The following is a 12,464-nucleotide window of genomic DNA, read 5'->3' as shown; positions in this document are numbered from 1 at the left end:
CACGGGCCCGCGGTGACGCAGCCACGGAAGCGTCCGGCCACGGCACTGGGCTACCGCAAAGGGCAGCCACAGCGTGGTGAAGCCGGTCAGGAATCCCCAGTTCACGTAATCGCCCCCAACTCTCCTCCGGGCAGGTGGGTCAGCGGTGGATGCACTCCGCCACGGCGAACACGGCGACTGCCAGCGGCAGCGCCCGAGGAGCGAACGCCGATCCGGTCGCGGCCCGCCCTGCCCGAACCTGCGGACGCAGATCGGGGCTTCGCGCCATCTCGGTCAGCACCTGTGCCGCTCGGACTCCGGCTCCTCTACGACGCGCCAGCCTGTCGGCCCATGACGGCGCGAACAGACCCGCCAGCGGAATCTCCGTCGCCCCCACGAACTCGAGCAGCCCGTCGCGCCGCAGCTCCGCTCGTCCGATCCTCGACCACGGCAGGAACGTCACGGCCCACATCCTGCGGATGTGCACCCCGTCCCGGTCCGCGGTGATGCGCCACAGTCCCACTCGGCAGCACAGCCATCCAGCCACCAGCGACGTCCACACCGCGAAGAACACCGCGCCGGGCCGCGGGTCGGCCAGCGTCCCGCCGTGGGGACGCTCAGCGAGCACCACGAACAGCAGACACGACCCCGTAGCCGCCACGCGGGCCGGCCATCCGGCACGCCACACGTACGGTTCCGAGGGCCCCGCGGTCATCTCCACCTCCGTCCGAGGATCCACAGGACCGCCACGCCGAGCAGGAGCAACGCCCCCGTGGCCAAGAGGGGCAAGCCGGGGCCGGGCAACACGTACATCACGCTCCCGGCCACGACAGCCAGTGCGCCCACGCCGATCAGCCATCCCACGAGCCCTCGTTCCGGTCGGCGCACGCCGTGCTCACGGCCGACGGACATGCCCGTTCTCCTCGCTCGCGACCCGCGTCTGCGCGCTGCTCGCCGACTCTGGAATACCGGTCAGGTCCTCGACATCGAAGATCCTCGCGATGGGCACGTCGGTGCTGCTGTGAGCGACGATCGAGAAGGCGATGCAGACGGCGATGAGCGTGTACGCCTGCTCCCCCTGCGGAATGCCGGCCTGCAGCACGAGGAGCCCGTAGACCACCGACGCGAACCCCTTGGGGCCGAACCACGCGGCCACCAGCTTCTCCCGTCGGTCGAACTGCGTGCCGACGAGAGAGATCATCATCGATGCCGGGCGCACCAGCACGATCGCCAGGACCACCGCCACGTAACCGGCCAAGGACAGGTCGGCGAAGAGCTGGGGCGTCAGCAGTGCGCCGAAGACCAGCAGTGCGGCGAACTTGGCCAGTTCCGCGAGCGCCTCACCCAGCGGTTCGAAGGCCGTCTTCGCCTCCGGTGAGACGGCGGTGAGAACGGCACCTGCGGAGAAGGCAGCCAGGTAAGGGTTGGCATGGGTCAGATGGCACGCGCCGTACAGGATGATCCCGATGGCCAGTGGCAGCAGTGGCTGCAGCTTGGGCTCCGCTCCCAGCAGCCGGAACCGTACGAGTCCGTTGACCAGGAGTGGCAGCAGCACCCCGAAGGCCAGTCCCAGCCCGAGTTCCAGGGCGATCTTTCCGAAGGACGCCTCCGCGTGGCCGCTGGTCGGTCCTGCGACGGCGATGAGGACGAGCACCACCGGCAGGGCGAGCCCGTCGTTGATACCACTCTCCACGTTCAGCAACTGCCGGAGCTTGGGCGGTACTTCCTTGCGGCCCACGATCGCCGAGGCGAACACGGGGTCCGTGGGGGCCAGGACGGCGCCCACGAGGAAGGAGGTCGTCCAGTCCAACCCGACCAGGTAGTGGGTGATCAGCGCCATACCGACGAAGGCGAGGGGCATGCCGAGGCCAAGGGCACGGGCCGGGTTCTTCCAGTTCTCCCGAAGCTTCGGGAAGGACACGTGCATGCCGTCGGTGAACAGCACCGCGAACAGCGCCAGATCGGCGGTGACCGCGACGATGTCGCTGTCAGGGGTGATGTGGATCAGCCCGAGGAAGCCGTCGCTGACGAGCGCACCGCCGACCAGGAAGAGGAAGGAGGTGGACAGCACGGTCCGGGCCGCGAGTCCGGAAAGAAGAACCGCGATGAGCAGAGCGGCGCCGAAGACCGCGACGAGCACCACGAAGACCAACTCCGATCGACGAAGACAGCTGTTCCCTGTCGCCGACCAGGCTTCCCGGCACTCCGCGACGGACTTTACACGCTCCTTACGCCTTCCTGACAGGTGCCTGGCGGGCAGCGTCATCCACCGCACACTGCCGCGTTCCGGCAGACAACGGAGCGGCCGGGGAGCGGCCGGTCGGTGAAAGGGCCAGGTCGGGCCGGAGTCGGCTTGCCGAGTCCTGACTGCGGCCGCTTGCGCGGCCGGCCAAGGTGAAGACTGTCAGGGCGACCGTCACCGCCGCTCCCGTGGCCAGGGCGTCCGCCACGTACTTGTCCAGGCCCGGCCGCAGGACGTCCATGAGCCCGGACAGCACGGCAGTCCCCGTGAATCCCGCCGCGATCGCGGCCCGCCAACAGCGGTGACGTGCGAAGAACCACCGGGCCAGCCCCATGCAGATCAGAGGCGCCATGGACAACTGAGGCTCGTCAAGGGCAGCGAACACCCCGTACCCCAGACCGTTGACCACCCAGCAGGCGGCGATCACCAGGACCGCCTCGCTCCAGACGACGGGCTGCTTCACTTGTGCCGCCCGACGGCAGCGGTCCCGGCCAGACGGCGCCGCCGCCTCCGCACCACGTACGCTGCTGTGATCGAGCAAATGAGCAGCGGTGTGGCAACCAGATGGGTCACGGCCGTCAGCCAGGCCGGCTCCTTGCCGACCAGCATGAGACCCATCCTGGCAGCCGTACCGAGCCCCAGCAGCACGTAACCGAACCCCCAGGCGCGGACCACCCACACAGGCCCCTCGAACGGCTTCGGTGGACTGCCCGGCCGGAGCACGGCCAGCCCTCCGAAGCATGCGCAACCCAGCCCCGCGACGGCCATGAGCACTCCCTCGGCCGTATCCAACGCATCGGTCTGGATACTGATCATCCGAATCTCACTCCCTCAACGCGGGTCCCCTGCGAGGGCCGCCCCGGTTCGGCATGATGACCGTCCGGAGGCGGCAGATCATCCGCATGACAGGGCAGAAAGCAGGGCCGGATGCTTGCCGGCATCCGGCAATGAAGGTGGCTGCCGCCACCGCGCGGCCCTGTCAGTCCTCCCGGTTCCCCGGCGCCGGGCGGACGGCGTGCCGGGCTGCCGGGTTGGCGATGTGGTGACGCGGGTCGACGGCGCGGTTGATGGCCGACTCGACGGCCGCGACCCGGTCGGCCAGCAGTCCCAGGGCGGCGACGGCTCGGGTGAGGGGGTCGTTCTCGGAACCGCCGAGGATCTGGGTGCGGACGTACGCCGCCTTCAGCTCGGTCCAGCGGGCGGCCTGGCCGGCGGCGAGGGTGCCCCGCAGCTCGGCCAGCTTCAGCAGGTTGGCCTCGGCGCCGGTGGTCAGGGTCTGGGCTTCGGCCGTGTAGTGGTCGTCCACCAGGGCGGACAGCTCGGCGTCGTTCATGACCGGCTGGATGCGCTGGGCGATCTTGTTCATGTTGCGGTAGGAACCCTGGAGCCGGAAGGGCGGCTCGGTCCGGGTGGCGTCCGTCCGGGCGGCCGAGGCGATGTACGCGGCGTTGACCGCGAGGACGGTCTCGCGGGCGGTGAGCAGATGGCGCAGGACCGCGGTGATCCGGTCCAGCTCGGCCGGCGCGTACGGGTGGGCCAGCCGGTCGGCGCGTACGGCCGGGTCGCCCCCGGCCAGCCGGAGCAGCAGTTCCAGGTCGGCGCGGTCACGGCCGGCGAGCGGAGCGAGGACCGCGTTGGCGGTCAGGGCGTTCTCGACGAAGCTGAGAGCGAAGGCGTCCTGCTTGCCGGTGAGGACGTCGCCGAGGTTCCACACGTCGGCGCGGTTGGCGAGCATGTCGGGGACCTGGAAGCGGCTGCCGGACTCGGTGTACGGGTTGCCCGCCATGCACACCGCGAAGCGCTTGCCGCGCAGGTCGTAGGTGCGCGGCTCACCGTCTCGTACGCCCTCGATCCGCCGGGTGGCGTCGCACAGCGGGATGAACTTCTGCAGCAGCTCGGGCGAGGTGTGCTGGATGTCGTCGAGGTAGAGCAGCGTGTTGTTGCCCGCCTCCAGCGCGAAATTGATCTTCTCGATCTCCTGCCGGGCGGTGGCGTTCGGGGCCTCGGCCGGGTCGAGGGAGGTCACCGTGTGGCCCAGGGCCGGGCCGTTGACCTTCACCAGCAGCAGGCCGAGCCGGTCGGCGACATACTCCACGAGGGTCGTCTTGCCGTAGCCCGGCGGGGAGATGAGCAGCAGCAGTCCGCCGGTGTCGGTGCGCTTGGTGTCGCCCGTGGTGCCGATCTGCTTGGCGAGGCTGTCGCCGATCAAAGGAAGGTAGACCTCGTCGATGAGCCTGCTGCGCACGAACGCCTGCATCACGCGCGGCCGGTACTCGTCCAGGCGGAGGCGGCTGCGCTCGGCCGCGACCAGTGTCGCGCGGCGGCGCTGGTAGGCCCGGTGGGCGGGAACCTCCCGGGCGCGGAACTCCCGTACGCGGGCGATGAGCTCGTCGACGCGGACGGTCAGGGTCCGGTGGTGGACGCGCGGGTGGGTACCGAGCAGGCCCTCGACGGTCTCGGTCAGGGGCGCGTCCGACTCGTAGCGGGGCAGGCCGGGGCACAGCTCCGCGGCCACCGCCTCGGCCAGATCGCCTGGGGCGAGGTCGGTGCCGGTCGCCGTGGTGTACGACGTCAGCCACGCCTCGACGAGTTGCCTGCGGGCGGCCGGGTCGGTGAGGGCGGTGAGGTCGTCGTCGTAGGCGGAGTCACCCACCGTGCGGCGGAACTTGTCGAGCAGGGTCCGGGTGCCCGCGCTGAGCACGAACCCGTCGGGGCCGGTCGTCAGCTCCTCGAAGAGGTAGGCGGCTGCCGCCCGCGTGCCGATCGCCCCGGCGAGTTCGGCTTCCAGATCGGCGATCGCGGGGGTGAGTCCGAAGGTGTCACGGGCCCGGGCCAGGGACACCGCCCGCCGCGTCCAGCCGTCACGTTCCTCGGCCGTCGTGCCGTGCGCCCAGAAGAGCTGGGCGGCGGCGCGCGCGGCCGGCTCGTGACGCAGCAGACCCGCGCCCTCGTACAGGCGCAGGAGGGTGGCGAGGATCAGGGCCGCGTCGTGGTCGTGGACACCGCGCTCGTAGCCCTCGTCGTAGGTCGCCTCCGCCGCCTGCCGGACCAGGGCGGGCAGGTCCTCGGTCGCTGCGAGAACGGCCGAACCGTGCTCGTCGAGCAGGCGGACGGCCAGGTGCTCGGCGCGGTAGACCTCGGGCGACTCCGAGGGCAGCGGTCGGTCCCAGTACGGGCGGGTCGCGGCGAACTCGGGGTCGGTGACCGGGGCACGGTAGTCCGTGCCGGTCAGGGCGAAGGCCAGACCCTCGCCACGGGGCACGAGGGTGAGGTCGAGGGGCTGGGTGTTGACCGCGAAGCGGTGACCGCCCAGGCGGACGGTGCGGCCGTCGTCGGCGTACAGATCGGTGCGGTCGCGCAGCGCGCGCAGAGCCTGCTGCCGGGCGGACTTCAGGCGGCCGTCCAGCTCCTCCGCCCTGACCTGGTCCCCGAGTCCGCGCAGCTCGTCGGCCGTACGGCGGACCTTGGCGGGCATCGGGTCGGAGGTGAAGTACGTGGTGACGGCGTCCGTGTCGGCGAGTGCCGACGCCCGGCGGACGATCGTGCCCAGCACCCGGTCGGCCGACTCGGCCAGGCGCTCGGCACGTCGGGCACGGGCGTCGGCGAGGGTCTGCTTGCTGGCGGAGAACGCCTCGTGGACCTCGTCGCGCTTGTCCGCCAGCTCGGCGAGGAAGTCGTCGGACTCGGCGAACCGGGACTCCAGGTCCTCCACCCGTACGAGCAGGCGGGCCAGCTGTTCGTCGCACTCCTCGGGGGTGCCGGCCGCCGCGAGGGCACCGGTGACCGCCTGGCCGAGCAGCGCGAACTCGGCGGCGAACTCGGCCCGGCCCTCGCGGTCCCGCAGGGCACGGCGGCGGCCGTCCAGCGTGGCACGGGCGCGGTTGACGCCTCCGAGGACCTCGGCGATCCGCTCCAGGACGGCTGTGCGGACGGTGGCGTCACCGATGTCCAGCCCGGAGACGACGTCGGTCACCGTGCGCAGGTTGTCGGCGTGCTCGTCGAGACGGGCCGCGACGGGCTCCGCCTCGGCCACGGTGGTGATCGCCTCGGCGTCGGCGACGAGCTGCTCGACGTCGGCCCGGTGGTCGGCGAAGGCGTCCTCGTGCGCCAGGTGGGTCACGGCCCGCTGCCCGAACGAGGCGAGGTCACGCTCGATGTCCGCGGCCAGCTCGTCGATGCGGTCGGGGTCCGAGTACCGCATGTCCTTGAGGGTGAGCAGGTGTCCCTGCGCCTGCCGGAGCTCTGTGAGCCCGGCGACCCATGCCGCGGCGCTGCGCGGGGCCTCGCCGCGCAGGCGCCGTACGACGGTGGCGACGCGTGCCGCCGCCCCGGTGAGCGCGTCGGCCGCCTGCCGGGTGAGCGTCTGCACGGTCTCGAACTCGGCCAGCACCTGTTCGGCGGTGGCCCGTACCTGCGTGAGCGGCTCGTGCAGGGCGCCGAGGTCCGCTTCGGCCAGCCAGTGGTGGGAGTCCGCGACCCGCGCGCAGGCCCCCACGAGCGCCTCGTACACCTCGCCGGTCGGGGTGGTCTCGGTGACCGCGCGCGTGACGGACAGACAGTCGGAGATGCCGCGCACGAGGTCGGCGTTGCCGACGCGGGCGAGCGGACCGGTGCCGGCCGGCTGGGCCGCGGCGTGGGTGTCGGAGACGTACGGGGAGATCCAGCGCTGAGCGGGGTGCACGCGCTGCGGCTCGGCGCCGGCCGCCCGCAGGGCGAGCAGGGCTCCGTCGTCGAACAGGGCCCAGCCCTGGCAGGACAGCGGGGCTGCGACCTCCTTGCGGATGACGTTGTAGGGCAGGAGCAGACTGCGCCCCGCCACGCGGGCGTGGAAGGCGAAGAGGACGTCCTCGCCGTTCGGGGAGCGGACCACCCGCTCGAACTCCATGCCCTCGGTGCCGACACCGTCGAACGTCCGGTGGGTTCCGGTGGCCAGGCAGTAACCACCGGGGAAGACGATCCCCTGGTCCTCGGGCAGCCGTCGGCACGCCTGCCCGATGCCGTCGAGGCGGACGACGGTTCTGGTGAGGGTGTTGAACACCAGGTAGCGGTGGGCGTCCTCCTTGTAGGGGAGGACGTCCACCAGGATCAGGTCGCCCACCCGCGCGTACGCGATGTGCGCGTCGGCGAGCGACTGCAGCGGCTCGGCCACCGGCTCCGCGTAGACGCCGTCGTCCGTCTCGGTGTCGTCCTCGGCCTTGACCGTCAGCGTCCCGCCCAGCGTCTCGACGAACACCTCACCCTCGATGGAGACGTGCGGATGCCGGCCCAGGACATGGTCTTCGCGGGTCGTCACCGTCCACGCGAAGTCGTGCGCGGGCGGCAGGACGTGGTCGCGGTCACCACGCGCGTCCAGGAAGGACACCCGGCCGTCGTCGGACAGTGCCCAGCGCAGGACCCGGATGTCGTCGGCCTTCTCGCCGGTCCGGAAGACGGCGAGCACCTTGTCCTCGACCCGGCGGAGCCGGAGGAGCCGGGCCTGGTGGAAGTACCGGTGCAGCGCGGCGAACTCCCGGACGAACGCGGGGTCGTCGAGCAGGCCGGGCACGGCGTCGTCGGACAGCCTGTTCAGGGTGCGGTCGTGCAGCGCGAAGACGTCACCGACGGTGGTATCGGCCCCGCGGCCGGGGACTGCGTTGTAGCCGAAGAGCAGGACGTCACCGACGGACACGAGGTCGCGCGGCACGCACGCCGACTCGGTGCGCAGTTGTTCGGTGCCGGCCAGCTCCAGGCGCAGGGAACCGAACTCCTCGACGCGGCGGGCGTTCAGCGCCTCGGCGCGGCGGGCCAGTTCGGCCGCCTGTGCGGTGAGGCGGTCGCGCAGCACCTCGTACGTACCCGTGTCCAGGGCGGTGGTCATGAGGTCCTCTCAGGAAGTCGAAAAGAGCGGTCGTGGAGCTGCCGCCCCCCGCGCGGCAGCTCCACGACCGCGGTCCATCAGCCCTTGGCGCTGCCGTTCAGAGCCATCAGCCGGGTGTCGGCGAGGCCCAGCTCACCGGCCTTGCTCAGCAACTGCTCCAGAGCCCCGGAGTCGGCACCGCCCGTCTTCATGAGCTTCATCAGCAGCGTGGACACGGTCAGGTTCTGCACGTCGGCCGTGGAGACCGAGCCGAGGACACGGCTGAGGTCGTCGGTGAAGCTCGACGTTCCGTCCAGCCAGGGCTTCGCCAGCGCCTGAGCGGTCTCGGAGTGCTGGACGAAGCCGTCGACGCTCTTGCCGAGCGCGATGGAGGACATCAGGCGGTCGAAGAACACCGACTCGCCGCCGACGATGTTGATGTCCGCGTTCTCCAGTCCGGTCGCCAGAACCGTCGCCTGCGCCTCGGCCACCTGACGCTGCACGTCCAGGCCGGCGAGCCGGATGTCCTTCTCGGCCTCCAGCCGCAGCCGGTACTCCTCGTGGCCACGGGACGCCTCGTCGAGGGCGGCCATCGCCGCCGCCTTCTCGGTGAGGCCGGCGGCCTCCGCCTTCAGCTTCTCGCCGACGGCCGCGGCCTCCGCGAGTGCCTTGGCCTTGGCGCCCTCGGCCTCCGCCCGCAGCCGTGCCTCGGTGGCCCCGGCCTCCGCACGGCCGGCCTTCTCGATGACGTCGGCCTCCTTGTCGCGGACCTGCACGGCCGCCAGTCCCTCGGCCGCGGACTCCGCCTGGATGCCCTCGGCCAGCCGCAGCTTGGCCTGCGCGTCGAGGTCTGCGGTCTTCAACCGGGCCTCGGCGAGGGTGAGTTCCTCGGCGGCGCGGTGCGTGGCTGCCTGCTCGGCGGCCTCGGCGGCCTTGATGTCCTTGACCAGCTTCTCCTGCGCCTCGGCCTCCGCGGCGATGATCACGGCCTGCCGCTGCCGCTCCGCCTCCTCCACGGCACGGAGCTTCTTGATGGCCTCCTCCTGCTCGGCGACCGTACGGTCCACGGCCACTCGCTCCCGGATGACGTCGGCGATCTCCCGCTTCTCCGCCTCGACCTCCTTGTCGGCAGCGATCCGGGTCAGCTGGGTCTCCCGCTCGCGGGCGATGACCTCGAGGAGGCGGTCCTTCTCGATGCGCTCGTTCTCGATGGCGATGACCCGCTCGCGGTTCTTCTGCGCGACCGCGACCTCGCGGCCCTGGTTCTCGCGCTGGATACCCAGTTGCTCCTCGGTCTTGAGGAAGGCGGACTGCGCCCGCAGCCGCTCCTCCTCCACCACCCGCGCCGTCTCGGCCTGCTCCCTCGCGCGGACGGTCTCGATCTCCCGCTTCTGCTTGCTCTCGGCGTCGGCCTGCCGGCGCTCCAGTTCCAGGATCGCCTCGCGGGCGTCGACGTCCTGCCGGGTGATCTCCTTCTGCTCGTTGCGCTGGGCCTCGTTGGTGCGGACGTGCTCCACCGCCGTCAGCTCGGTGATCTTGCGGATGCCCTGCGCGTCGAGGACGTTGGCCGGGTCGAGCTGGGTCAGCGGCGTCTGCTCCAGGTAGTCGATCGCCGCGTCCTCGAGGTGGTAACCGCTGAGGTCGACGCCGATGACCTCGATGATCCGGTACCGCAGTTCCTCGCGCTTGGTGTAGAGGTCGGTGAAGTCCATCTGCTTGCCGACGGTCTTCAGCGCCTCGGAGAACTTGGCGTGGAACAGCTCCTGCAGCGTGTTGCGGTCACTGGCCCGCGCGGTGCCGACGGCCTGGGCGACCTTGATGACGTCGTCGACCGTCTTGTTCACCTTGACGAAGAACGAGATGCGGATGTCCGCGCGGATGTTGTCCCGGCAGATCAGCCCTTCCTTGCCGGCCCGGGTGATCTCGATGGTCTTCACCGAGATGTCCATCACCTCGGCCTTGTGCAGCACCGGCAGCACGACCTGCCCGGTGAAGGTCACGTCGACCTTGCGCATCTTGGAGACGATCAGCGCCTTGCCCTGCTCCACCTTGCGGAACAACCGGGCGACGACGAACAGCACAGCGGCTGCGATCAGGATGCAAACGAGCACGCCGATGCCCAGGGTGCGGTAATCCATAGGAAGTCCTCGAAGTCTGCGAAGAGTTGGCGCCTCCGCGAAGAGGCGGGGCGGCCCGTTCGGCTGAGGGCGGACGCGTCCGCGTCGGCTACGGCTCAGCCGCGGTGGTGGCGACTGCCAGGGTCGTACGGTGAACTGTTCGCCGTGCCCAGCCGTCGTCGCCCGCGGTATGCGTGGCCCAGCCCGGCAGGAAAGGCACGCGACCGTGCCCAGTCCCGGCTTGACAGGAGCGCCGACGGTACGCAGGGCCCGGCCACCGAGGGCGTGATGCCGGGGAAGGTGAGGAACTGTACGGCGGCATCGTCAACCCGTGCCACGTCCTCACCCCCGATCCGGTCCACGGGTCCCGGTGCCGACGCCCATTGCCGGGCCCCGGCATCGGGGCCACCCCCTGCTTCTGCCGCACTCATCTTGACCTAGGCATGCTCCATGCCGCATTGCCGCAATACGGCAATTTTTACGCCCTGTTGATGCCGGGCGACGGCACGAGCGGGGCGTGACCGCGCTCATGTCCGGGGAAGGCGGAGGTGCACAGCACACGGGAGGACCACGGCCACGATCCCGATTGCAGGGCGGCACCATGACTTCCGCGCAGTACGGCCGTCTGTCCTCGTCTCCCGGATCGGCGCCCCCTCCGTATCACCTCGCGCCCCCACGATCTGTCACTCTTGTCCGGCGTGCGTCAGGAGAACGTTCGCAAGGCGTCAAGAAAACAGGAGGACGAGTGGCAGGGCGGGAGATACCCGACGACTATCTGGAGGGGTACGCCCAGATGCTGGCCGAGGTATGTGCGACGGGCCGTCGCCTCACCCGCAAGGAGTTGGAGTCTCTGCGAGCCCGTGGTGAGCGCGCCGCGGAAGCCGGCTTCGGGCTGCGGGCTCTCGTACGCCGGCACGTGTCCGTGGCCCGCGACACCTGGCCCACGCTGGCGCCCACGTCGGGTGGCCACGTACTCGCCGCCGTCGAGCAGGCGATCGACGCCTTCGCAGAGGGACACGAGCGCGCCCAGCTGCTCGCCGTACGGCAGGAGGAAGCGGTACGCCGGGAGTTCATCGACGACCTGCTCTACGGACGCAGCGACCTCGGTCGCCTCGCCGAGCGCGCCGAGCACTTCGGCCTGCTGCTCTCCCGCGCCCACGCTGTCGCCGTCGCTCAGGGCGGGACGCCGGTCGAGGACACTCACCCTGCCGCCCGGCAGGTGGAGAGTGCCGTGGTCGCCCGCTTCGGCGAGCGACGCATCCTGCTCACGACCAAGGACGGCCGACTGGTCTGCGTCGCACCCGGTGAACAGGACGACGTACTGTCGTTCTTCGCCAAACAGGCATACGCGGCCACCGACGGAGGGCGAGTCGCCATCGGGCGTCCTCACCCGGGCGCCGGTGGGGTCGTCCACTCCTACGAAGAGGCCCTCAACGCCCTCGATCTCGCCAAGCGGCTGGACATCCAGGAGCCGGTGCTGCGCGCGGCCGATCTTCTCGTCTACCCGGTCCTGACGCGGGACCGGCAGGCGATGGCAGACCTCGTGGAAAGCGCCCTCGGGCCGCTGCAGGACGCGCGCGGTGGCGCTCGTCCGCTGGTCGAGACGCTGACGGCGTACTTCGACGCGGGCTGCGTCGCCGCAGAGGCGGCACGGCGTCTCGGTCTGAGCGTGCGAGCCTTCACCTATCGGCTGGAACGCATCCACAAACTGACCGGGGCCGACCCCTCCGATTCCGTCCACCGGTACACCTTGCAGACAGCGGTGATCGGCGCCCGACTGCTCGGTTGGCCCGACGACGTGTGAGCACGGGCTGACAGGACTCGGAAACCGAGCAGGACGTATCACCGGGGAACTCCAGACGTCCGCATGGACGGCGCGCAGCTCCCCTCCATAGGCTGGTAGCCACACACGGAGGGGGCGGGTTGAACGGCGATCCGTTGTACTACTGGATGGCGGTGGTCGTGTCGACCGCGCTCATCCCGCCGATGTCGATAGCGATCCTGGCGGGGTGGACACCGCCGTGGTTGCGGAAGCGACAGGCCGGGATGCGGCTCCGCGCCTACGGTTCGCTGTGCTGTTACGCCTTCGCACTCCTCAACGTCCTCCCCCGGATCACCGATGCCTCTTACGGAACCGTCATGGCCTGCACCAATGCCGGTTTCGCCCCCATCGCCGCCGCCGTGGTCCTGTTCCTGCTCTCGGAGCGCAAGGACAAAGCAGCTCGGGAGGTCGGCCGCGTCGAACCTGCGCGACCGCAGCACTAGGGGCAATACCGGTGACTTTGGTGGG

The 12,464-nt window shown here is 70.6% G+C and carries 8 protein-coding genes; 2 read left to right on the top strand and 6 right to left on the bottom strand.

All coding sequences use genetic code 11. The annotated features are described in order from the left end of the window. Window positions 1-139 precede the first annotated feature (139 nt). From AMK33_RS32850 to AMK33_RS32820, 6 genes are all read right to left on the bottom strand, one after another. The gene (locus AMK33_RS32850; protein ID WP_143203885.1) at window positions 140-607 is read right to left on the bottom strand and encodes a hypothetical protein; all 468 of its coding nucleotides are present in this window, start codon (window positions 605-607) and stop codon (window positions 140-142) included. Between the two features lie 267 nt (window positions 608-874). Further along, complete coding sequence (locus AMK33_RS32840; RefSeq protein ID WP_073936788.1) at window positions 875-2,122, bottom strand: cation:proton antiporter; 1,248 nt, start codon at window positions 2,120-2,122, stop codon at window positions 875-877. Window positions 2,123-2,207: 85 nt separating this feature from the next. After that, the gene (locus AMK33_RS32835) at window positions 2,208-2,684 is read right to left on the bottom strand and encodes a hypothetical protein (RefSeq protein ID WP_073936655.1); all 477 of its coding nucleotides are present in this window, start codon (window positions 2,682-2,684) and stop codon (window positions 2,208-2,210) included. Beyond that, on the bottom strand, window positions 2,681-3,037 hold the full coding sequence (locus AMK33_RS32830) for a hypothetical protein (RefSeq protein ID WP_073936654.1): 357 nt from the start codon (window positions 3,035-3,037) through the stop codon (window positions 2,681-2,683). Before AMK33_RS32830 ends, AMK33_RS32835 begins: the two co-directional genes overlap by 4 nt. 163 nt (window positions 3,038-3,200) lie before the next feature. Continuing rightward, window positions 3,201-8,078 carry a DNA repair ATPase gene (locus AMK33_RS32825; protein ID WP_107425283.1) on the bottom strand — a complete coding sequence of 1,626 codons (4,878 nt, stop codon included), beginning with the start codon at window positions 8,076-8,078 and terminating at the stop codon, window positions 3,201-3,203. A 77-nt stretch (window positions 8,079-8,155) separates the two neighbouring features. Next, complete coding sequence (locus AMK33_RS32820) at window positions 8,156-10,195, bottom strand: SPFH domain-containing protein (protein ID WP_073936653.1); 2,040 nt, start codon at window positions 10,193-10,195, stop codon at window positions 8,156-8,158. Between the two features lie 772 nt (window positions 10,196-10,967). Here AMK33_RS32820 and AMK33_RS32815 point away from each other — a divergent pair. Both AMK33_RS32815 and AMK33_RS32810 read left to right on the top strand, forming a co-directional pair. Beyond that, the gene (locus tag AMK33_RS32815) at window positions 10,968-11,978 is read left to right on the top strand and encodes a PucR family transcriptional regulator (RefSeq protein ID WP_073936787.1); all 1,011 of its coding nucleotides are present in this window, start codon (window positions 10,968-10,970) and stop codon (window positions 11,976-11,978) included. Window positions 11,979-12,097: 119 nt separating this feature from the next. Continuing rightward, window positions 12,098-12,439 (top strand): hypothetical protein, encoded by a 342-nt coding sequence (locus AMK33_RS32810; protein WP_073936652.1) that lies wholly within the window; start codon window positions 12,098-12,100, stop codon window positions 12,437-12,439. Window positions 12,440-12,464 lie beyond the last annotated feature (25 nt).

It is taken from the genome of Streptomyces sp. CB02400 (assembly GCF_001905725.1).
GTDB lineage: Bacteria > Actinomycetota > Actinomycetes > Streptomycetales > Streptomycetaceae > Streptomyces > Streptomyces atrovirens.
This window is presented reverse-complemented; position numbering and strand designations above follow the sequence as displayed.

Excerpts from the sequence above, each read along its gene's own strand:
- AMK33_RS32830 (WP_073936654.1), bottom strand. The coding sequence starts at position 3,037 with ATGATCAGTATCCAGACCGATGCGTTGGATACGGCCGAGGGAGTGCTC.
- AMK33_RS32825 (WP_107425283.1), bottom strand. The coding sequence starts at position 8,078 with ATGACCACCGCCCTGGACACGGGTACGTACGAGGTGCTGCGCGACCGC.
- AMK33_RS32820 (WP_073936653.1), bottom strand. The coding sequence starts at position 10,195 with ATGGATTACCGCACCCTGGGCATCGGCGTGCTCGTTTGCATCCTGATC.
- AMK33_RS32815 (WP_073936787.1), top strand. The coding sequence starts at position 10,968 with ATGCTGGCCGAGGTATGTGCGACGGGCCGTCGCCTCACCCGCAAGGAG.